This window comes from Streptomyces griseus (genome assembly GCF_900460065.1).
GTDB lineage: Bacteria > Actinomycetota > Actinomycetes > Streptomycetales > Streptomycetaceae > Streptomyces > Streptomyces griseus.
Window position 1 is genome coordinate 1 of the sequence record NZ_UAVD01000005.1, and the last position, 22,254, is coordinate 22,254.

At 75.2% G+C, this 22,254-nt stretch carries 16 protein-coding genes; 14 read left to right on the top strand and 2 right to left on the bottom strand.

The window, feature by feature from the left end; all coding sequences use genetic code 11:
* From DTB53_RS02545 to DTB53_RS02600, 12 genes are all read left to right on the top strand, one after another.
* Nucleotides 1-1,235: FtsX-like permease family protein (locus tag DTB53_RS02545; RefSeq protein ID WP_146777712.1), on the top strand; the 1,235-nt coding region annotated here is incomplete at its 5' end.
* Nucleotides 1,236-1,575: 340 nt separating this feature from the next.
* Nucleotides 1,576-1,824, top strand: a complete 249-nt coding sequence (locus DTB53_RS02550; RefSeq protein ID WP_003968619.1) for a hypothetical protein — start codon at nt 1,576-1,578, stop codon at nt 1,822-1,824.
* Nucleotides 1,825-2,021: 197 nt separating this feature from the next.
* Nucleotides 2,022-3,950, top strand: a complete 1,929-nt coding sequence (locus DTB53_RS02555; protein WP_042498671.1) for an AfsR/SARP family transcriptional regulator — start codon at nt 2,022-2,024, stop codon at nt 3,948-3,950.
* A 4-nt stretch (nt 3,951-3,954) separates the two neighbouring features.
* Nucleotides 3,955-6,270, top strand: a complete 2,316-nt coding sequence (locus tag DTB53_RS02560) for a TOMM precursor leader peptide-binding protein (protein WP_012380583.1) — start codon at nt 3,955-3,957, stop codon at nt 6,268-6,270.
* Nucleotides 6,260-8,392 (top strand): TOMM precursor leader peptide-binding protein, encoded by a 2,133-nt coding sequence (locus DTB53_RS02565; RefSeq protein WP_012380584.1) that lies wholly within the window; start codon nt 6,260-6,262, stop codon nt 8,390-8,392. The genes DTB53_RS02560 and DTB53_RS02565 overlap by 11 nt, the downstream gene beginning before the upstream one ends.
* A 44-nt stretch (nt 8,393-8,436) precedes the next feature.
* A complete protein-coding gene (locus DTB53_RS02570) occupies nt 8,437-10,023 on the top strand; it encodes a nitroreductase family protein (RefSeq protein ID WP_042496989.1) in 1,587 nt (528 codons plus the stop codon).
* Between the two features lie 14 nt (nt 10,024-10,037).
* On the top strand, nt 10,038-12,830 hold the full coding sequence (locus DTB53_RS02575) for a lantibiotic dehydratase (RefSeq protein WP_012380586.1): 2,793 nt from the start codon (nt 10,038-10,040) through the stop codon (nt 12,828-12,830).
* Nucleotides 12,830-13,876 carry a lantibiotic dehydratase C-terminal domain-containing protein gene (locus DTB53_RS02580; RefSeq protein ID WP_012380587.1) on the top strand — a complete coding sequence of 349 codons (1,047 nt, stop codon included), beginning with the start codon at nt 12,830-12,832 and terminating at the stop codon, nt 13,874-13,876. Before DTB53_RS02575 ends, DTB53_RS02580 begins: the two co-directional genes overlap by 1 nt.
* The gene (locus DTB53_RS02585) at nt 13,873-15,015 is read left to right on the top strand and encodes a metalloprotease (protein ID WP_003968630.1); all 1,143 of its coding nucleotides are present in this window, start codon (nt 13,873-13,875) and stop codon (nt 15,013-15,015) included. The genes DTB53_RS02580 and DTB53_RS02585 overlap by 4 nt, the downstream gene beginning before the upstream one ends.
* A gap of 25 nt (nt 15,016-15,040) precedes the next feature.
* Nucleotides 15,041-16,006, top strand: coding sequence for an ABC transporter ATP-binding protein (locus tag DTB53_RS02590; RefSeq protein WP_042496992.1), 966 nt, complete (start codon nt 15,041-15,043; stop codon nt 16,004-16,006).
* Between the two features lie 59 nt (nt 16,007-16,065).
* Complete coding sequence (locus DTB53_RS02595) at nt 16,066-16,821, top strand: ABC transporter permease (RefSeq protein ID WP_012380589.1); 756 nt, start codon at nt 16,066-16,068, stop codon at nt 16,819-16,821.
* On the top strand, nt 16,818-18,911 hold the full coding sequence (locus DTB53_RS02600) for a TOMM precursor leader peptide-binding protein (protein ID WP_012380590.1): 2,094 nt from the start codon (nt 16,818-16,820) through the stop codon (nt 18,909-18,911). Before DTB53_RS02595 ends, DTB53_RS02600 begins: the two co-directional genes overlap by 4 nt.
* Before the next feature lie 80 nt (nt 18,912-18,991).
* Here the strand turns inward: DTB53_RS02600 and DTB53_RS02605 are convergent, their stop codons facing one another.
* The gene (locus DTB53_RS02605) at nt 18,992-19,168 is read right to left on the bottom strand and encodes a thiazolylpeptide-type bacteriocin (RefSeq protein ID WP_003968635.1); all 177 of its coding nucleotides are present in this window, start codon (nt 19,166-19,168) and stop codon (nt 18,992-18,994) included.
* A gap of 183 nt (nt 19,169-19,351) precedes the next feature.
* Between DTB53_RS02605 and DTB53_RS02610 the strand changes: the two genes are divergently transcribed.
* Nucleotides 19,352-20,689, top strand: a complete 1,338-nt coding sequence (locus DTB53_RS02610) for an amidohydrolase (RefSeq protein ID WP_012380591.1) — start codon at nt 19,352-19,354, stop codon at nt 20,687-20,689.
* On the top strand, nt 20,686-20,952 hold the full coding sequence (locus DTB53_RS02615; RefSeq protein ID WP_003968637.1) for a hypothetical protein: 267 nt from the start codon (nt 20,686-20,688) through the stop codon (nt 20,950-20,952). The genes DTB53_RS02610 and DTB53_RS02615 overlap by 4 nt, the downstream gene beginning before the upstream one ends.
* A gap of 132 nt (nt 20,953-21,084) precedes the next feature.
* Here DTB53_RS02615 and DTB53_RS02620 read toward each other — a convergent pair whose 3' ends face one another.
* Nucleotides 21,085-22,092 (bottom strand): helix-turn-helix domain-containing protein, encoded by a 1,008-nt coding sequence (locus DTB53_RS02620; RefSeq protein WP_030705474.1) that lies wholly within the window; start codon nt 22,090-22,092, stop codon nt 21,085-21,087.
* Nucleotides 22,093-22,254 lie beyond the last annotated feature (162 nt).

The following is a 22,254-nucleotide window of genomic DNA, read 5'->3' on the forward strand; positions in this document are numbered from 1 at the left end:
TGACCCTGATCGGCTTCATCGTGATCGGCCCGCTCCTGGCCGGTGTGGTGGTGCGGGCCCTGAGCGTCGTCGTCCTGCGCCTCTTCGGCCCGGTCGGCCGGCTGGCCGAACGCAACGCCCTGCGCAACCCCCGGCGTACGGGAGCGACCGGAGTCGCCCTGATGATCGGGCTCGCCCTGGTGGCCTGCCTGTCCGTCGTCGGGTCCTCGATGGTGGCCTCGGCCACCGAGGAGCTCGACAAGTCGGTCGGAGCGGACTTCATCGTCCAGGACAGCGGCACCGGGCGGCCGATCGTGCCCCAGGCCGCCGAGGCACTGAAGGATGTCCCGGGTCTGGAGCACCTGACGGACTACACCTTCGTCAAGGCGAAGATCACCTCCCCCGACGGAAAGACGGAGGACGACGGGATCACCGCCGCCGATCCGACGTACCAGCAGGACGTACGGCGCTCCGCGCTCTCCGGCGACCTCGCGAAGGCCTACGGCAAGGACGCCATGTCCGTCGGCGAGGACTACGCCGAGAAGCACGGGGTCGAGGTCGGCGACACCCTCACCGTCGCGTTCGCGGCGGGGAAGACGGCGAAGCTGAAGGTCGCCGCCATCACCTCCGACGACACCAACATCGACCGCGGTGCGATGTACACCAACCTCACCACGGCGGCGACGTACGTCCCGGCCGACCGGATGCCGCAGAACGTGGCCATGTTCGGCAAGGCGGAGGAGGGCAAGGAGAAGGAGGCGTACGCGGCACTCAAGAGCGCGATGGCCGAGTATCCGGTCTACAAGGTGCAGAACCAGGCCGACTTCAAGGAAGACCTGAAGGACCAGATCGGCCAGTTGCTGAACATCGTGTACGGCCTGCTCGCCCTGGCGATCATCGTCGCGGTGCTCGGTGTGGTGAACACCCTCGCCCTGTCCGTGGTCGAACGGACCCGTGAGATCGGCCTGATGCGCGCCATCGGGCTCTCCCGCCGCCAGCTGCGCCGCATGATCCGGCTGGAGTCCGTGGTCATCGCCCTCTTCGGGGCGCTCCTCGGACTCGGACTCGGGATGGGCTGGGGCACCGCCGCCCAGAAGCTGCTGGCGCTGGAGGGGCTTGAGGTCCTGGAGATCCCGTGGCCGACGATCCTCACGGTCTTCGCCTGCTCCGCTCTCGTGGGACTGTTCGCCGCGCTCGTCCCCGCCTTCCGGGCGGGCCGGATGAACGTCCTGAACGCCATCGCGACGGACGGATGAGCCCGGCGGCCTCCCGAGAGCGGTGACCCTCCGGGCGTCACCGTAGGATGACCAGCAGGCCCCGGGACGTTCCTCCAAACGTCCCGGGGCCGAACCCGTTCCCCGCCCGCCGTTCCCCTGTTCCCCTGTTCCCCTGTTCCCCTGTTCCCCTGTTCCCCGCCCCCCGTTCCCCGTCCCGGCCCGTCGGGCACGGCGGAACGTGTCAGCTTGCTGCACAGGGCGGCGGGCGCTCGTGCAGCAAGCTGACACGGCGGCCCCTCTTGCGGTGCGTTCCGCGCTGGCATGGTCGTTCGAGCCGGGACGAAACCCGGCTCCGACGCCACCCGTCGAAGGGGAGAACGTGTCCAGGTCACCGCTTGCCCAGAAGCAGCGCCGCCCGGCCAGAGCCGCCGCCCTCGTCACCGGAATCGCCCTCGCCGCCCTCGCGTTCTCCACCGGCGCCGCGTCGGCCACCACCCCCGCGGGGCCGCCGCCCGCCGCCGACCACGTCACCCGGGTGATCTGTACGGAGTTGGCGGACCTCATCGGCCAACTGCCCCCGGAATCCGCACCCGTCCAGGTGTGCAAGCTGGTCAACGGCTGGGACTAGACATGTCGACCCGCGCAGGGGCGGCACGGCCGACGGGAACGGACGGGCCGGCCGGATCAACCGGAACGGCCGGATCGACAGGATCGGCCGGAGCGGCCGGATCGACGGCGCCGACCGTACCGACGGAGCCGACGACTTCGCCCGGGTCGGTGGACTCCGTGGGAGAGGCCGAACGCCCCCCGGGTGCGTCGGGCGCGATGCGGTTCCGGCTCCTGGGTCCGCTGGCCCTCGCGGACGGACCCGACACCGTCGTCCTCCAGCCCTCCAAACCCGCGAACCTGCTCGCCGCGCTGCTCCTGCACGCCAACTCCACGGTGTCCGCCGAGTACCTTCAGCGCGCGGTGTGGGGCGAGGAGCAGCCCGCCACCGCCCGGGCCGCCCTCCAGACCTGTGTCCTGCGGCTCCGCCGGCTGTTCGCCAAGCACGGGGTCACCGGCGCCTCCATCGAGGCGGTGCCCGGCGGTTACCGGATCACCGCCGCCCCGCACACCCTGGACCTCCTCGGCTTCCGCGAGCAGGTGCGCCGGGCCGCCGGCCTGGACCGGGACCCGGAGGCGGAACTCTGCGCGCTCCGGGACGCCCTCTCGCTCTGGCAGGGCTCGCTGCTCGCCAACGTACGGTCCGTCGTCCTGCACCGCGACGAGGTGCCCCGGCTCGCGGAGGAACGGCTGCGCGCGGTCGAGCGGGTCTGCGACCTGCTGCTGGGACTCGGCCGCTGCGGTGAGGCGCTCGTCGACCTGTGGACCGCTACGCGCGTATATCCGGGACACGAGCGCTTCCACGAGCAGCTCATCGAGGCCCTCTACCGCAGCGGACGCCAGTCCCAGGCCCTCGCCGAGTACCGCAGGGTCAAGGGCTTCCTGCTGGAGGAGCTGGGCGTGGACCCCTCGCCCTCCCTGCGCCGCCTCGAACTGTCCATCCTGCGCGGCGAGGACCTGGGCGCCGCCGCGCCGGCGTCCCCTCGCGTGATCCGGGGCGAGACCGTCCTCCCGGCCGCCCCGCCGCCCGCGGCCCCGGCCGGGGTGACCGCGCCCACGGCCCCGGCCGCCGTCACCCCGGCCGCGCCGCCGGCCGCCGCGGCGGCCTTCGCCCCGGCCGCCGCCCCCGGCACCGGGCCCGTCCCCGCCGTGCCGCACTTCACCGGGCGTGCCGCCGAGGCCGCCGCCATGGCCGCCCGCCTCACCGCGCCCCCGGCCCCCGGCCCCGAGGACCACCGGCCCCTCACCGTCCTGGTCTCCGGAGCCCCCGGCATCGGCAAGTCCGCCCTCGCCCAGCACGTCGCCCGGCTCGTCCGGGACGCCTTCCCCGCCGGGCGGTTGCTCGTCCGGATGACCCGGGCGGACGGCGAACCCCGCACGGTCGACGAGGTCGCCGCCGAAGTGGCCGCCGCACTGGGGGAGCCGGGCGAGGGCCGCGCCCTGCTGATCCTGGACGACGTGGTCGACGCCGATCAGGTGCGCCCCCTGCTCACGCCGGGCGTGGGGATCGCGGGGCCGCCGGCCGCGAGCGCGGGGGGCTTCGCCGCCGGGCCGGACCTCGCCGTCGTGGTCACCAGCCGGATGGGGCTCGGCGGGCTCATCGCGACGCACGGCGGCTGGGTGCAGCGCCTGACCGAGTTCACCGAGGCCGAGTCGTACGCCCTGCTGCTGGCCGCCCTGGGAGCCGAGCGGGTCGAGGCCGAACCGCGCGCCGCCCGCCGACTGGCCGCCCTGTGCGGCCACTTCCCCGCCGCCCTGCGGATCCTCACCGCCCGGCTGCTGACCCGGCCGGGGCTGCGGCTCACCGACGCCGCCGACTGGCTGGGCGACGACCCGCTCGCCCGGCTCACCCTGACCGACTCCCCGGAGCTCTCGGTCACCGGTCTCTTCGACCGGGCGCTCGGCCGGCTCGACCCCCGGCTGTCGGAGGCCTTCGAGCGCCTCGCCCAGGGCCCGCCGGAACTGCTCGCCGACCGGGACCGGGGTCCCGAGGACGAAGGCGGCGTTCCCGAAGCCGTGCGGGAGCGCCTCGCGGACGCCGGACTGCTGGAGGACGGCCCGCCGGGCCCGTACCGCATGCACGACCTGCTCCGCGCCCACGTACGAAGAACCGCCCGGATCCGCGACTGCCGCACAGAGAAGGTGTGACCCCATGGCCGAGAGCGCCGCACCCACCGCACCCGCCACGCCCCCCTCGACGACCGCACCCGGGTCGTCCCCCGCGTCCCCCGCGTTCGACGCGCTCGCCGGGACCCGGCCGCGCGTCCGGCGCGACGTGCTGTTCACCGAGACCCCCGGCGGAGTGCTGTTCCACAACGCCGACGGCGGTTTCCACCTCACCGGCCGCACCGCCTACCGCTTCGCCTCCCTCGTCGTCCCGCACCTCACCGGGCGCCACCGGCTGGCCGAACTCTGCGCCGGATTCGGGCCCGCGCAGCGGGCGATGGCCGCCGAACTGGTCAAGACGCTGTACGCGCGCGGCTTCGCCCGCGACATCCCCGAGGCCGATCCCGCCGGAGACACCCTCGACGAGGAGACCGCGGAGCGGTTCGCGGCGCAGATCGCCTACGTCGACCACTACGCCGACGACGCCCCCGCCCGCTTCGCCCGCTACCGGGCCACCCGCGTCGCCGTCCTCGGCGACGACGAGACGGCCCGCTGGTGCGCGCTGAGCCTGGTGCGCAACGGCTGCGCGGACATCGGCACCGTCACGGCGGCGGAGGGCACGGCCGCCCCGCGGGACGACGAGCCCCCGCAGGACGGCGCCGCCGCGCCGGACGTCGCCGCCGAGGCCGCCGCCCACGGGACGCGCATCGGGACGATCACCGCCGGGACGGACGCGGGCTGGGCCGACCTGGACGGCTACGACGTCGTCGTGGTCACCGGCGCGGACGCCGGGGCGCGCACCCACCGGCTGCTGGCCGCCGGGGTGCCCGAGGGCGTGACCCTGATCCCCGCCTGGCCGTTCGGCCGCCGCCTGGTCGTCGGCCCGCTCGCCACGGCCCGCTCCACCGGCTGCTGGTCCTGCGCCCTGCTGCGGCTGGGCGGCAACGTCGACCCCGGCACGGCCGCCGAGCTGTGGAGCGAGGCGGCCGGGGCCGTACCCGCCGCCGGGGCGGCCCTGTCCGGTCCGGTCGCCGCGATGGTCGGCAACCTCGTCGGCTACGAGGTCTTCCGCCTGGCCACCGGCGCGCTGCCCGCCGAGACGGCCGGCCGGCTCCTCGTCCAGGACCTGGAATCGCTGGACGTGATGGCCGAACCGGTCCAGCCCCACCCCCGGTGCGCCCGCTGCACCCTGCTCGCCGCCGGCGAACCCGCGGGAGAGTCCGCCGCCGAACCCGCCGCGCTGCCCGGCCCGCTCGCGCTGCCCGTCACCGCGACCGTGGAGACCGCCCGCGACGCGGAGGAGCTGGTCGAGGAGCTGAACCGGATCAGCACCGCGCTGGTCCGCCCGTACACGGGGATCTTCCGCCGGTACGACGACGAGGAGCTGACCCAGACCCCGTTGAAGCTCAGCCGGGTCGAGGTGGCGCTCGGCGGCGGGAGGAGCCGCCGCATCGCCGCGTTCGACGTGCACCACCTGGCCGGGGCGCGGACGCGGGCGCTGTACGCGGCGGCCGAGGCGTACGTCGAGCACGTGGTCCCCCTGACGGGGGTGGAGAGCGGCGGGCCGGACGGCGGTGCGCGGACGCTCGGGCCCGACGCCCTGACGACCGGCGGTGGCACCGGGACCGTCCCCGCAGCCTGGGCGGTCGCCACCTCGCTGATCGGCAAGGACCCGGTCCGTGTCCCGGCCGCCGCACTGCGCCCGTTCGGGCCGCACAACCACGACCGGGCGCACCTGGCGACCACCGCCGGCTCCGGAGCGGGCGGCAGCGCGGCGGAGGCGGCGGGCCGGGGGCTGCTGTCCGCCCTCGCCCACGACGCCCTGCTCCGCGCGGTGCGGGGCGCCACCCGGGTCGGCCCGCTGGCGGTGGGCGGCGACGATCCGGAGCTGGTGTTCCTGCTGAAGTCCGCCGCCAACCTGGACATCGCCGTGGACCTCCTCGACCTGGGCGAGGCGGACCGCACCACCGCGCACGTGGTGCTCGCCCGGGAGGCGAACGGGCCCTCCGCCGCGCCCCGTTGGGCGGTCGGGGCCGGGCTGTCCGGGCGGGCGGCGGCGGCGTCCGCCCTGCGCGACCTGCTCGGTCAGGCGCAGCTCGCGGCCGAGGACCCGGGGGAGGCGGTCGACACCGGGGACCCGCTGGTGGTCGACCTGGCCCCCGGGGCGATCGCGGTGGGCGGCGGGTCCGTCGCGGCGGACGCGGCGGAGACCACGTTCGACGCGGTGCTGGAGGCCCTGAGGTCCGCCGGCCGCGACGCCCTGTACGTGCCGACGACCCCGGCGGACCTGCGCTCCGGCTCCATCGCCACGGCCCGGGTGCTGCTCACGGTGGACGGCGAGGTCGGCACCGATGCCCGTTGAGACCGCGCCGGACACGGCGGCCCCCGCGCCGGACACGGCCCCCACGCCGGACGCCGCGGGCACGTCGTACGCCCCGGTGGCTGCCGGTACCGCGCCGGGCGCGCCGGTGCTCGGGGAGTCCACCCGGCTGCTCGCACGGCTGCTGGGGGAGGCCCTCGCCCGTCACGGCCGTGCGGCGGCCACCACCCCGCTGGACGTCCGGCCCCTGGGCGTCCGCGACGCGTTCGCGACGGAAGGGCCGCCGGACGGAGCGGTGGAGTGGCCGCCGGACGGGGCGGTGGACGGAGCGGTGGGGTGGCCCGCGGACGGGCCGGTGGAGGGACCCGGGGGCCGGGCCGTCCCCGTGCGCTACTACGGGCGGCACGCCGTCGTCGGTCCCCTCCCGGTCCCCGACGGCGCCCCCCGACGCCCCTGCGCCCGCTGCCTGGAGCGCCGGTGGCAGGGCGTGCGGTCCGTCGCCCTGCGCGAGGCGCTGGAGCTCGGTTCCGGGACCCGGGCGGCGGGCCCGTCCCCCTACCTCACGCCCTTCGCGGCCGAGGCCCTCGCCGGAGTCGTCGCCGCCCGGCTGGACGGCGGCGGACCGGTCACCGGCGCGTTCCCGGCCGTCCACCTCGTCGACCTCGACACCCTGGCCGTACGCCACTACCCGCTCGTCCCCGACCCGGAGTGCCCCGCCTGCGGGCAGCCCGAGCCGGACAGCGACGAGGCGGCTGCCCTCACCCTGCGGCCCGCGCCCAAGCTGCGGCCCGGTGGCTTCCGGGTGCGGGACATCGAGGAGTACGAGCTGCCCGTCGAGCCGTACGCCAACCCCGTGTGCGGCTCCCTCGGCCCCTCCGTCGTCCAGGACGTCTCCTCCACGTCCACCTCCGCCACCATCGGCTGCTTCTCCATGCGCTCGGGACCGTATCTGCGCGAGACGTTCTGGGGCGGGCACGCCGACACGTTCGCCGAGAGCGTCCGCATCGGGGTGCTGGAGGGACTGGAGCGGTACGCGGGCATGCGGTCCCGCGCCAAACGCGCCCAGGTGCACGCCAGTCTGCACGCGCTGCGCGCCGAGGGCCGGGCCGTCGTGGACCCCCGCGTCAGCGGCCTGTACTCCGACGCCTTCCACCGGGCCAACCCCCGCGTCCGGCCCTTCACCCCCGACCGGGAGATCCCCTGGGTGCGCGGCTGGTCGCTCCGCGACTCCCGCACCGTCCTGGTCCCCGAAGTGCTCACCTACTACCACGCGCCGGGCCTGGAGAACCGGTTCGTGCAGGAGAGCTCCAACGGCTGCGCCTCCGGGGGAGCGCTGGAGGAGGCCGCCTACTTCGGGCTGATGGAGATCGTCGAACGGGACGCGTTCCTGCTCTCCTGGTACGGGCGGGCCGCGCTGCCCGAGATCGACCCGCGCACCAGCCGCCGCCGCGCCACCCGGGAGATGGTGGACCGGCTGGAGATGTACGGGTACGAGGCGCGGTTCTTCGACACCCGGATCTCCTTCCCGATCCCCGTCGTCACCGGCGTCGCCGTCCGCCCCGACGGCGGACGGGGCCGGATGTGCTTCGGGGCGGGCGCCGGACTCGACCCGGAGGCGGCCCTCGCCGGGGCGCTCTGCGAGATCGCCACCGACGCCGTCAACCTCCAGGGCCGCACCGAGCGGGACGAGGAGCGGCTGCGGGCCATGGCGACCGACTTCGCGAAGGTCGAGGCGCTGCACGACCACCCGCTGGCGTACGGGATCCCGGAGATGGGCGACCACGCGGAGTTCCTGCTCGGCGCGCCGGGCAGCCCCCGACCGCCGCTGCGCTCCTTCGACGACCTGTACGGGGACGGGCCCGACGCGCGGCCGGTGCTCCCGGTCTCCGACGATCTGCGCGAGGACCTGCTGCGGTGCGTGGACACCGTCGCCGCCGCCGGGTTCGACGTGGTCGTCGTCGACCAGACCATGCCGGAACAGCGTGACCTGGGGCTGCGGACGGTGAGCGTGATCGTGCCCGGACTGCTCCCGATCGACTTCGGCTGGACCCGCCAGCGCGCCCTGCGGATGCCCCGGTTGCGCACCGCCCTGCGCGAGGCGGGCCTGCGGACGGCGGACCTCACCGACGCCGACCTCAACCCGGCCCCGCACCCGTTCCCATGACCGCCTCTCCCCTCCACCCTCCTGCCGCGACCAAGGAGCTCGCCATGGGATACGCCCATGAATACGCCGACGCGATCATGCATCGCGGCCGGGTCCCGATGGACCCCGCGGACTACGTACCGAACTGGCAGGACGGCCCCCGCAAGGCCAAGTACCACCCGGGCGCGGACGGCTTCCCGCTGCCGGACGCGTCCTACCCGGCCGGGGCGACGCTCGACCGGGGCCTGTTCCCCGAAGGGGGCCCGGCCGAGGGGGAGTTCGACCTCGTCGCGCTCTCCGGCATGCTCCGCGACTCGTACGGTCTCACCGGCCGCCGCCTCGGCGTCCAGGCCAACACCGACCTGGACGCCCTGCCCTTCTACCCGCTGGCCAACTGGTCGCGCGGCTCCGCCTCCGGCGGCGGGCTGTACCCGGTCGGCATCCACTGGGTGTCCGGGCCGAGCGGCCCCGTGCCGCCCGGGGTGCACTACTACTCCACCCGGCACCACTCCATGCAGCGGCTGCTCACCGGCGATGTCTCCGACCGGGTCCGCGCGGCGCTGGGGGAGGACGCCCCGGGGCCGGAGACCGATCAGTACCTGGTGCTCTCCATCAAGTACTGGCAGAACTCCTTCAAGTACAACAGCTTCTCCTTCCACGCCGTCTCCATGGACCTCGGGGCCTGCGTCCAGACCTGGCGGATGTGGGCCGCCGCCCGGGGGCTGGCCGTCGAGCCGGCCCTCTGGTTCGACGAGGAACGCCTCGCGGAACTCCTCGGGGTGGACCCCGAGGCGGAGGGGATCTTCGCGGTGGTCCCGCTCAAGTGGGCCGGTCCGCAGCCGCCTTCGGGGCGGCCCGCCGCTGAGGGGCCCGTCGCCGTGCGCCGCGGGGACGTCGAGCGCTCCCGGACCGTCCTCACCTTCGACGCGCTGGTCCGCATGCAGGCGGCCACATCGGCCGATGCCGCGGCCCGGCCCGGCCCGGGGGCGCTGGCCCCGGCCGCCGCGCACCCCGTCGACCGGGCGCTCGCGGAGGTCGCGCTGCCGCCCGCGCGGGCGCTGGACGCGGACGTACGCACCGCCCTGCGCGCGCGCCGCAGCAGCTTCGGCCGGTTCGACGCCCAGCGACCGGTCACCGCCGACCAGTTGGCCGCCTGCCTGGCCGCCGCCTCGGCCGGATCGCGGATCGGCGGCGACACCGGGGACGTCCGGCTGACCCGGCTCTACGCGTTCGTGAACCACGTCGAGGGCGTCGAGCCCGGCTCGTACGCCTACGACCCCGAGCGGCGCGGTCTGCGGCGGGTGAAGGAGGGGCGGCCGGGGGAGTTCCTCCAGCGGAACTACTTCCTCTCCAACTACAACCTGGAGCAGGCCGGAGCGGTCCTGGTGCCGACCGTCCGCACCACCGCCGTCCTCGACGCGGTCGGGGACCGGGGATACCGGCTGGTCAACGCCACCATCGGGGCCGTCGCCCAGTCCGTCTACACCGCCGCCGCGGCCATGGACCTGGGCTGCGGCGTCGCCCTCGGCTTCGACAACATCTCCTACATCGAGGAGCTGGGTCTCGAAGGGACGGGCGAGGCGCCCCTGCTGATCATGATGATCGGCAACGAACGCCCCGCCCCCGCCGACTTCCGCTACGAGATCGCCTGAAACGGGAGCCGACGATGACCGAAACCACCGGGCCCGCCGGTACCGCCGAAACCACGGGGACCACCGGGACCGCCGACGCAGTCGACGCCGCTCGCAGCGGCACCGGCTCCCCCCGCCCCGCGTTCATGCTGCGCGTCGCCGGGCTCCCCGTCGACGACGTCCGGGCCCTGCGCTGCCCCGACAGCCGCCGCTGGGCCGACGACGTCCTCGACACCACCGAGCAACTGGCGCTGCTGGCCGGCAAGGCCGGGGACCAGCTGCACGGGCTGATCGGCGGCAGCGACGACGAACCGCTGCGCCGCGCCCTGCTGAAGCTGCGCCGGGACGTCTTCAACAACCGGCTGCCGGACCCGGTGGCCGCGAAGGACGCCCTCGCCCGGGTGGGCGCCCTCGACCCGGCCGCCGCCCGGGCCCTCGCCGACTGGCTGACCGGCCGCCGCGCCCTCGCCGCGAAGCGCGAGGCGGGGGCCGGGCCGCTCGCCGCCGAGACCGGCCGCAGCCGCGCCGAACTGGCCCGGATCGCCGGCCACGAGCGCCTGCGCAAGGGGCTGTTGCTCGCCTCGCCGACCCTGGACGCACAGCTCGACGCCTACCGGCGCCAGGCGTCCCGGGCCGGGGCCCGGCCCGACCGCAAACAGCGCAAGATCGAACGTTCGCTGCTCTCCTACGTCTACCGCACCGCCTGCAAGACCAGCCCCTTCTCCACCTTCACCGCCGTCGCCCCCGGCGTGTTCGGCGGCTCGGACGGCCTGCGGGTCCGGGTCGGCGAGGAGTGGCGGACGCAGGTCCGGCTCAACGTCGTGGCGCTCGGCCGGCTCGCCGACGCGGTGATCGCCGACCCGGTCCGCCGGGCCGATCTGCCCCTCGCCCTCGCCTCCGGCTGGGGACGCGACGACGACCGGGTCCGCTACGTGCGGCGCTGGGTCACCGCCGGGGACGACGACACCGCCGTCACCTTCGACGCGGTGAAGGACCGGCTGTTCTTCCTGCGCCGCAGCGGCACCCTGGAACGGCTGCTCGGCCTGTTCGAGGAGCGCGGCACGATCCGCTACGGCGAGCTGGCGGCCTGGCTGGAGCAGGACCGGGGCGCGGCGCGCGAGGAGTGCGAGCAGTACCTCGGGGCGCTCCTGGACGTCGGCATGGTCCAGGTGCCGTGCCTGCGGACCGAGGTCCACGACACCGACCCGCTCCGCGCCTTCCAGGACGCGCTGCGCGGCCTGGACCGGCCCTGGGCCGACCGGCTCGCGGACCGGCTGGACGAACCCGCGGCCCGGGCCGCCCGCTTCGCCGAAGCGGCCCCGGACGAGCGGCGCGCCCTGCTGGAGGCCGTGCGGGCCGGGCTGCGGGCCGTCCAGGAGGAGGAGCTGGGGGCCGGGCGCGCGAAGGTGCCGCAGACCGTGCTGTACGAGGACGCGGCGGCGGCGCCCCGCCGGGCGACCGGCACCGGCGTCGCGCTGGACCCCGAGGCCTGGGAGGAGCTGGCCGCCGGCCCGCTGGCGGCCGTGGAGCGGGTCCTGCCCGCCTTCGACCTCACCCTTCCGCAGCGGATCACCTTCCAGGGCTTCTTCCTCGCCCGGTACGGCCGCGGCGGGCGCTGCGACGACCTGCTGAAGCTGGTCCACGACTTCCACGAGGACTTCTTCGACCAGTACATGACGTTCACCGCCTCCCGCACCCCGTACGACGCCGACGGCGCCTACGTCCCCGAGGTCAACTGGCTGGGCCTGGAGCGGCTGCGCGCCCTCGACACCGCCCGGCGCACCTTCACCGCCCGGATGACCGCGCTGTGGGAGGCGGCCGAAGCGGCGGGACCCGGGGCGGCCGAGATACGTCTCGACGACGCGTTCCTCGACGCGGTCGCCGAAGAACTCCCCGCCGTGGATGGCGAATTCACGCCGATGAGCCATCACGTGCAGATCGCCGACCGGCCCGGCGACCCGCTCGTCGTCCTCAACCGCTCCTACGGCGGGGTGTCGTTTTCGTTCACCCGGTTCACCCAGCTTTTCGACGGCCTCGGCGAACGGCTCCTCGCCGACACCGACGCCCTGGTGCCCGAGGGCGCCGTCCTGGCCGAGGTCACCGGCGGTCCCGTCACCAGCAACCTCAACCTGCACGCCAGGCTCACCCCGTACGAGATCGTCTGCCCCGGCGAACGCGGCACCCTGGACGAGGAGTTCCGGATCGCACTGGACGACCTGTACCTCGTGCACGACCCGGAGGCCGACCGGCTGGCCCTGCGCTCGGTCCGCCTGGACCGCGAGGTGATCCCCGTCTACCTCGGCTACCTCGTCCCCCTCGCCCTGCCCGAACTGCCCCGCACCCTGCTCCTCCTCTCCCCGACCTCGATGGCCCCCCTCAACGTGTGGGCGGGCGTCCCCGAGGGCGAGCCGCGCGGCGGGGTCACCGGGCGGCCCCGGGTGCGGCACGGCTCCCTCGTCCTGAGCCGGCGCAGCTGGAGCGCCCCGGCGGCCGTCCTGCCGCTGCACCGGCCGGGCGCCCCGGAGGACGGCTGGTTCCTGGACTGGCACGCCTTCCGGCGCACCCACGGTCTGCCCGACCGGGTCTTCGCGACCGTGTCGGACACCGGGGCCCGGGGCGCGACCGGGGCCAAACCGCAGTACCTCGACTTCGACAGCCCGCTGTCCCTGTCCGCCTTCGAGGCGCTGGTCAAGTCCGCCGACGCCCGCGTGGTGTTCCGGGAGATGCTGCCCGACGAGGACACGCTGCCCACCGTCAGCGGTCACGGCCGCCATGTCGCCGAACTGGCCGTGGAGACGGCCGTACCCGTCCGCAGGAGGACCACCTGATGACCCCCTCACCCGCACCGGCCGCGACCGCCGCCGGCACGTGGCAGGCCACCCACGTCTTCTACGCCGCCAACCCCCGCCCCTTCCTCCTGAACTGCGTCCGCCCGCTGGTCGCGGAGCTGGAGGCCGACGGGCTGCTCGCCGGGTACTTCTTCATCAACTACTGGCTGGAGGGCCCCCACGTACGGCTGCGCCTCAAGCCGTCCTCACCCGCCGCCGAGCCGGAGGTGGCCCGCCGCACCGAGGAGGCCGTGGACGCGTTCCTCGCCGAGCGGCCCGCCCTGTACGAGGTCGACTCCGGGTTCCTCAACGACTTCTACAACGCCCTCTTCGAGATCGAGTTCCCCGGCGGCGAGCGCGGCCACTACACCGACGAACAGGGCCGGATGAACCTGCGCCCCAACAACTCCCGCCACCGCGAGCCCTACGAACCGGAGTTCGGGAAGTACGGCGGTCCCGCCGGGATCGAGCTGGCCGAGTGGCACTTCCGGCACTCCAGCGATCTGGTGATCGACGCGCTCGCCACCAAGAACCTCCACCTGCGCACCGTCCTGCTGGGCACGGCCGCCCAGTTCATGATGGTGATGGCCTCCACCTTCCTGCCGGACCGGGCGGAGCTGACCGGATACCTCGACGACTACTACGCTTTCTGGCACCGGGCGTTCCCCGGCACCGGATTCATCGGCACCGACGAGTACGACACCAACTACGCCCGGACGGCGGACGGGCTGCGGGACCGGTTCGCCCGGGTCCGGGCCGCCACCGCCCCGCCCGGGAGCGCCCGCTCGCTCCCCGGGTCCCTGGCCGGCTGGGCCGAGCACTGCGCCGAACTGCGCGACCGGGCCCGGGGGCTGGCCGTGGACGGAGACCTGGTCTTCCGGTCCTGGGACGGCGAGCGGGACGAACGGGTCACCGACCCCGCCGTGGCACTGCCGCTGCTGCTCTCCCCGTACATGCACATGACGAACAACCGGCTGCACGTCACCATCCGCGACGAGGCCTATCTCAGCCACGTCCTGGGCCGGGTCCTCAAGGAGTCCGCGTGAGCGCGGCCCCCGGTGCGCTCACCTCCTACCGGCCCGCGCTGCGGCCCCGGGTCCTGCTCAGCGACCCGCTGCTGGACGGAGCCGCCACCGTCCACCTGATCAAGGACGCCGAGACCGGCAACTCCTTCAAGGTCGGGCCCAAGGAGCACTTCCTCATCGTGCGCATGGACGGGGAGCGGAGCCTCGGGGAGATCGGCGAGGAGTACGCCGGTGCCTACGGCCGGCGGCTGGGGGACGCCCACTGGCGGCAACTCCTGTCCCTGCTGGGGGCGAAGGGGCTGCTGGCGGGCGCTCCCGCACGGAGCCCCGCCACCGGACCCGCCCCGGGCGCTCCCGCCCCCGCGGCGCCCGCCCCCGTACCGGAGCCGCGCACCCTGCTGCGCGGCTCCCTCCCCCTCGTCGCCGACGCCGACGCCACCACCGCCCGCCTCCACCGGGCCTTCGGCTTCCTGCTCGCACCCCCGCTGCTGGTGCCCCTGCTGGCGCTGGTCCTCGCCATGGAGGCGGTCGTGGCCGCCCGCTCCGGCGAACTCCTCCTCGCGGCCAAGGGGTTGCTCGCCAACCCTGTCCTGCTGACCGGCACGGCGGTCCTGCTCTGGGTGAGCACCGCGCTCCACGAACTGGCGCACGGCGTGACGGCCCGGCACTACGGCGGCCGGGTCGCCGAGATCGGGCTGCGGTGGCGACTGCCCGCCGTGATCATGTACTGCACGGTCGACGACTACCTCTACTTCGGCACCCGGCGGCACCGCATCGCCACCGCCCTCGCCGGAGCGGTGATGAACCTGGTGTTCCTGCTCCCGTTCTGCGCGCTCTGGCTGTTCGCCCCGCTCGACGACGCGACGCACGACGCGTTCGCCGCGCTGCTGCTCCTCGGCAGCGTCCAGGCGTTCGCGATGCTCGTGCCGCTGCCGCCCCTGGACGGCTACCGGATCGCGGGCCAGCTCGCCGGGGCCACCGGACTCGCCGCCTCGGCCGGCGCCTACCTCCGGCTCGCCCTGCGCCGCTCCCCGGAGGCCGCCGCCTACCCGCGCCGGGCCCGGATCGCCTATCCCGCCTACGCGGCGGTCACGGTGCTCGTTCTCGCCGGGACCGTGGCGGCGGCCGTCGCGGCCACCCATCATCTGCTGACGGCCTGATGTGTTCCACCCCAAGGAGAGTTCCATGACGTCCACCGCCCCCCGCACCCCCCACGACCCCCCGGCGGGACCGTCCGCCGGGCCCGCCGTCGCCCTGAGCGACGTCCACAAGGCGTACGGCGCCACCCGGGCCGTCGACGGGGTCTCGCTGACCGTCGAACGCGGGGAGTTCTTCGGGCTGCTCGGGCCCAACGGGGCGGGCAAGACGACGCTCGTCGAGATCATGGAGGGCCAGCGGCGGGCCGACTCCGGCACGGTGGCCGTCCTGGGGGAGAGCCCCTGGCCGCGCAACACCGCCCTGCTGCCCCGGCTCGGCGTGCAGACCCAGGCCTCCTCGTTCTTCGTCCGGCTCACCGCCCGCGAGCACCTGGCCACCATGGCCGCCCTCTACCGGTGCGACTCGGCCGCCGCCGAACGGGCGCTGGCCTCCGTCGGCCTCACCGAACAGGGCGGCACCCGGGTCGACGACCTCTCCGGCGGCCAGCGGCAGCGGCTCGCCATCGCCTCCGCCCTGGTCCACGACCCCGAACTGATCTTCCTGGACGAGCCGACCGCCTCCCTCGACCCGCAGGCCCGCCGCTCCCTGTGGCAGGTCCTGCGCGACCTCAAGGGCCGGGGCCGCACCATCGTCTACACCACCCACCACCTGGACGAGGCCGAGGCGCTCTGCGACCGGGTCGCCATCATGGTCGCGGGCCGGGTCGCCGCCCTGGACAGCCCCGGCCGGCTGATCGCCGCCGCCGGCCCGACCACCCGGCTGCTGGTCCCCGCCGACCGCCTCACACCCGAACAGGCCCGCGCCATGGAGGGCGTGGACCGGGTGACCGAGGAAGGCGGCTCGCTCGTCCTGGAGACCCTCGCGGCGGGCCGGGTCCTGGCCGCCGTCGACGCCATCGCGGGGCTCCAGGGCGTACAGACCAGGACGGCGAGCCTGGAGGACGTGTACCTGGACCTGACCGGCGCCGGGGCGGCCGACGCCCCGCGACCGTAGCCCCGGCCGGCCGCCCCCGCCCCGAACGTGCAGCAGAACCAGCGATACGGAGACCCCGCATGAGCGCCTACACCGCGCTGAGCCAGGCCGGATACCGGGCCTACACCCGCGACCGCACCACCCTCTTCTTCACCTTCGCCTTCCCCCTGATCTTCCTGGTGGTCTTCGGGCTGATCTTCCACGGCCAGACGGTCGAGGAGAGCGGCAAGCCCTACATCAACTACATCGCTCCCGGCGTGCTCTCCTGGGGCGTCGGCAACGCCGCCGTCTTCGGCGTCGGGTTCGTCCTCATGCAGTGGCGGCGCGACGACATCCTCCGGCTGATCCGGATGACGCCCACGCCCGTCTCCACCGTCCTCGCCTCCCGCTACGTCCTGGCCCTCGGCATCGGAGCCGTACAAGCGGTCCTCTTCGTGGCGGTGGCGCTGCTCCCGTCCTTCGGGCTCCAGCTGGACGGCCGCTGGCCGCTCGCCCTGCCGGTGCTGGTCCTCGGCATCACGGCCTTCCTCGCGCTCGGCGTCATCGTCGGCAGCTACGCGAAGACCCCCGAGGCGGTCGCCGCCGTCGCCAACTGCCTGATGATCCCCATGGCGTTCCTGTCCGGCTCGTTCTTCCCGCTGGACGCCATGCCCGGCTGGATGCAGAACCTCTCCCGGGTCCTGCCGCTGCGCTACCTCAACGACGGGATCTCCGGCGCGCTGACCGGCGACGGCTCCCTGACCGACATCGGCGTGGCCTGCGCGGTCCTCGCCGGATTCGCCCTCATCCTCGGCGCGGTCGCGCTGAAGACCTTCCGCTGGAGCGACAAGTCATGACGACGACGGCCCCCGACCCGGCGACGAAGACGCCCGGCCCGGCGGCGGAGGCCACCGCCCCGACCCCCCTGGAGGCGGGGCGCGACCGGCTCCAGTCCGCGCTGGCCACCCGGCACGCCCGTTCCCCCGAGGGGCTGCCCGCGCCCCACGCCGTGCCGCTCGGGGCCGCCGACGTGCTCGGCTTCGGCCGCCCGGACCCGTACGCCGGCACCCGGCCGGCCGCCAACGTGCAGCTGACCTCGCGGGCCGTCCTCATCGGCCCCTGGGGCGGCGGGCCCGACGCCGCCGCCTGCGGCCAGTGCCTCGCGATGCGCTGGCAGCGGCTGCGCAGCCGGTCCGAGCGCGAGGCCCTGGAGCTGGGGTACGAGCCGCACGGGGCGGTGCACTGGCCGGTGCTCACCGACTACGCGGTGGACGCCGTCTGGGCCGCGTACCGCGCGGTCCTGACCGACCGCCGCACCCGCCCGGAAGCGGCCCCCGCCGACCGGAACGCCGCGCCCGGACACACCGGGGCCGCGCCCCCGCCCACGGAGTCCGCGCCCGCGAGCCCGGGCATCGCCCCCGCGCACACCGACGCCACCCCCGCCGACCGGGCGCTGCCCCAGGTCACCCGGGTCGACCTGGTCACCCTCGCGACGGCCACCTTCCCGCTGCTGCCCGAACCGCTCTGCCCCGCCTGCGTCCACGAGGTCCCGGACACGGCGGAGGCCGCCCGGATGCGGCTGACGCCCACCCCCAAACCGGACCCCGACGGCTACCGGCTCCGCACCCTGGACTCCTACCCGCTGCCGACGGCCGCCCTCGCCAACCCCGTCTGCGGCGCGCTCGGCTCCGACACCTGGATCAACCCCGCCTCCACCACCACCGCCCCCGTCGCCGGGACCCACTTCGTCCGGGGCTACGCGGGCCTGAACGACGTCACCTGGAGCGGACAGGCCAACCGGTACTCCACCAGCCGCACCCTCGCCCACCTGGAAGGGCTGGAACGGTACGCGGGCACCCACCGCCGACGCGGCACCACCCCGGTCGTCGACTCCTACGCCAACCTCGCCGGCCAGGCGCTGAACCCCGCCGACTGCGGCTTCTACACCCCGGCGACCTACGCCGCCGACCCCCTGGTCAGCCCCTTCGACCCGGACCGGGCGATCCCCTGGGTCTGGGGCCACTCCCTGCGCGACGACGCCCCGATCCTGGTCCCGTCCCGGCTCGCCCACTACAGCGCGGGCGTCGACGCCGACAACTTCGTCTTCGAGTGCTCCAACGGCTGTGCCACGGGCGGCAGTCCGGAGGAGGCGATCCTCTTCGCACTCCTCGAACTCGTCGAACGGGACGCCTTCCTCCTCGCCTGGTACGGCCGTGCGCCCCTCACCGCGATCGACCTCACCACCGCGACCACCCCCGCCGTCCGCTCGATGCTCGACCGGGCCGCCCTGCACGGCTACGACGTGCACGCCTTCGACACGCGGATGGACCTGGCGGTCCCCGTCGTCACCGCCCTCGCGGTCCGCCGGGACGGCGGCCCCGGCACCCTGTCGTTCAGCGCCGCGGCCGGCTTCGACCCGGCGGACACGGTGGAGGCGGCCCTGTCCGAAGTCCTCACCTACATCCCGCACCTGCCCTACCAGGTCACCGAGAGGCTGCCCGAACTGGAGGCGATGGAGAGGGACTTCGGCAAGGTCCTGCACCTCAAGGACCACGCCCAGCTCTACGGGCTGCCGTCCATGGCCCGGCACGCCGCCACCTACCTGGAGCCGGTCGGCGTCCTCCCGCTGGAGGAGACCTTCGCCGACTGGCAGCCGCTGCGCCCCCGCACCGGCGACCTGCTGGACGATCTGCGGCTGCTGCGGGACCGGCTGACGGCCGCGGGGCACGACGTCATCGCCGTCGACCAGACGACGCCGGAACAGCACCGGATGGGCCTGCACACCGTGTCCGCCATCGTCCCCGGGCTGCTGCCGCTGGACTTCGGCTGGAGCAGACAGCGGGCGCTGACCATGCCCCGCCTGCGGACCGCGCTGCGGGCGGCGGGGCGTCGGGCCGACGACCTGCCGGAGGCGGAGATCAAGGCCGTTCCGCATCCGTTCCCGTGACCGGGCCCGCGCCGCACGCGCGACGGCCCCCTCCGACCGACGGAGGGGGCCGCGGGCGCACGGAGCGCCGGGCAGCGGGATCAGGCGCTGCAGGAGGTGGTGCTGGTGGTGCTGGAACAGGTCGACGTCGAGGAGCACGACGTGGAACCGGCGAGGACGACCTCCGAGGCGTCGGAGTAGTCCGAGATCTCGAAGGTCTCCGACTCCAGCTCCAGGATCTCGTCGGCGAGGGTGGCGAGTTCGGTTTTGGGGGCCATGGTGATCTCCCTGGTCTCGTGGGGGTCCGGCCGGCTGCTCCGTCCGGTGCCCGGGTGCTGGACCCATTGCAGGGGTGGCCGCTGTCAGATCGGCCGCGATTTCGCTGTCACATCGCTGGCACCCGGTGGCAGGGCGTCGGCAGGGCACCTGACAGCCGTACGGAGCAGGCTCGTCGAGCAGAGATGAGGTGCGCGGTGGTCACAGCGGCCGGAACGACGAAGAACGCGGACGACGACAACGGGACACCGGAGCCACGGCGCGGCGGAACGGCGGCGGACGCCCCCCTGCCACGCCCCCTGCTCCGCTCCGCCGTCGAGCTCTACCTCGACCTGCACGCCCACCCCGAGCTCTCCGGCCACGAGCACCGCACCGCCGCCCGCCTCGCCGCCCGGCTCGCCGGGCACGGCTGCGCGGTCACCCGTTCCGTGGGCGGCGGCCACGGACTCGTCGGCGTGCTGGACAACGGCCCGGGCCCCACCGTGCTGCTGCGCACCGAGCTGGACGCGCTGCCCGTCACCGAGGCCACCGGACTCCCGTACGCCAGCACCGTGCCCGGCGTCATGCACGCCTGCGGCCACGATCTGCACATCGCGGCGGTCGCCGGGGCGGTGGAGCTCCTCGCCGCCTCCCGCACCACGTGGCGGGGCACGGTCCTGGTCGTCGGCCAGCCGGAGGAGGAGACGCTGAGCGGGGCCCGGTCCCTGCTGGAGGACGGCCGCCTGTACGAGCGCTTCGGCGTCCCCGACGCGGTCCTCGCCCAGCACGCCGCCCCGCTGCCCGCCGGGACCCTCGCCCACGCGCCGGCCGGCGGGCCGCCCCTGATGGCGGGCAGCGTCGCCGTCGAGGCGGTCCTGCACGGCCGGGGCGGCCACGCGGCCACCCCGCACCTCAACCTCGACCCGGTCCTGATGGCCGCCGCCACCGTGCTGCGGCTGCGCACCGTGGTGGCCGAGGCGACCGCGCCCGCCGAACAGGCCGTGCTCACCGTGGGCTCCGTGCGGGCGGGCGAGCGCGGCAACATCACCCCGGACCACGCCGAACTCTCCCTCACCATCCGGGCGTTCACCGAACCGGCGCTCGACCGGCTGGCCGCCGCCGCCGAACGCGTCGTGCGGGCCGAGGCCGCCGCGTCCGGGGCCCCGCGCGCGCCCGAGTTCACCGTCACCGCCCGCTCGCCCGTCCTGCGCCCCGACCCGGCGCTGACCGCCCGGGTGCGCCGGGCGCACGAGGCGCTCCTCGGGCCCGGCCGGGTGCTGGACCTCGGCGGATCGGCGGCCACCGAGGACTTCCCGCACTACGCGTCGGGCGGGGTCCCGGCCGCGTACTGGATGCTCGGCACCGCCGGGGCGGGCCCCTGGCGGACCGCCCGCGCCGGGGGCGCGCCCGTACCGCCCAACCACGCCCCCGGTTTCGCCCCCGACGTCAGGGCCGCCCTGCCCGTCGGCATCAGAGCCCTGGCGGCGGCGGCCCGGCGGGTGCTGGACCCGGGGCCCGCCGGGGACCGGGAGGCGACCTCATGACGGCCGGCCGGACCGGGACGGCCGACGTCGTCGTCGTACGCCGCGACCGGGCGGCCCCGACCGGGTGGACCACCGTCGTACGGCTGCTGGGGCTGCTGCCCGCGCACTGGGCCTGCCACGCCGAGGTGGACCAGGACCGGGTGGTCCTGCGGGTCGAGCTGGCCGGGGCGACGGACCCGCCCGCGGTGCGGCGGGCGGTGTCCCGCGTCCTGGCGGACACGGCCCTGCGCGGCTGGACCGAGGAGGCCCGCACCACCCGCTGAACGCGCGCCGCGCACCGCCGTCCGCCCCCCTTCCGCCGCGCACGCGCCGTGCACACCCGGTGCGCCTCCGCCGGGCCCCGCTCGGCCCGCTCGGAAGCGGCTGTGCCGGCACACGCCGATACGCCCCGGGGGTCAGATCCAGCCGCGTTCCCGGGCCAGCAGCGCGGCCTGCGCCCGGCTGGCCGCGCCGAGCGTCTGCATCAGGTCGGCCACGTGCCGCCGGTAGGTCCGCACCGACACCCCCAGCTCCCGTGCGCCCGCCTCGTCCTTGCCCACCGTGCACATCGACACCAGCACCCGCCGCTCGATGCCGGAGGGCCGGGCGACGGCGGTGTCCCCGCCGATCTCCGTGCCGTCGTCCGCCCGGGACAGTTCCTCGGCCTGGTCCCAGATCCTCTCGAACAAGGAGATGATGTTGGAGACCAGGCCGGTGCGGTGGGCGAGGAGCGCGCCCCGGGAGGTGTCGCGCGGGTCCAGCGGGACGAGCGCCGCCCGGCGGTCGTAGACGAGGAGCCGCTCGGTGGTGTCCGCCGTCACCCGGATCGCCGCCCCGTTCTCGGCCAGCTCCCGCAGATAGGCGGCGGTCGGCGGGTCCTGGAGCGCCACGCTGGAGACGACGTTGCGGATCCGCACCCCGCGCCGCAGGCAGCGCAGGTCCAGCGGACGGGAGCGGGCGATGTTCTCCGCCGACAACCGGGTGTACGGCTCCACGGACAGGATCTCGTCCCGGGCGAAGAACGCGAGGTCGTCGATCCGGTTGCGGATCTGGGCGAGTCCCTCCAGCTGTTCGATGCCCTGCGGAGGCGGCGTACGGGCCCCCTGCTCCGCGCGTAGACCATCAATGACGTGCCGCGACCGGGTGACGCGCTGCAGCTCCTGGTGGAGCGCGTGCAGCCGGACGTCCACCAGCCGGGTCAGGGCCACCTCCGGGTCCGCCGGGAAGATCCGCCCCTCGGCGTCCTCGGCCCGCAGCAGTCCGAGCTCCTGGAGCCGGGCGATCCGGCCGTGCGCGTCCCGGGGCCGGGAGTGCAGCAGGAGATCGAGGTCGTCGGCGCGGGTGCCGGGGTTGCGCAGGAAGTGCCGGTAGATCTCTTCCTCGGCCTCCGGGACCCCGAAGACAGACATCTCGTTCTCGCCCACGTACGCCCCCGAATGCCTGATGCCGTGGGGGGCGTACGCCGAGGGGGATCGCCCCACGCCGCCCGCCCCGGCCGCCGCTCGCTCCGCCCGTGCCGTTGACTGTGCCCCGTACCGCAGGTGTGACGCGACCGCCGACGTACTCGTCCGCGTGTCCGTGCAATG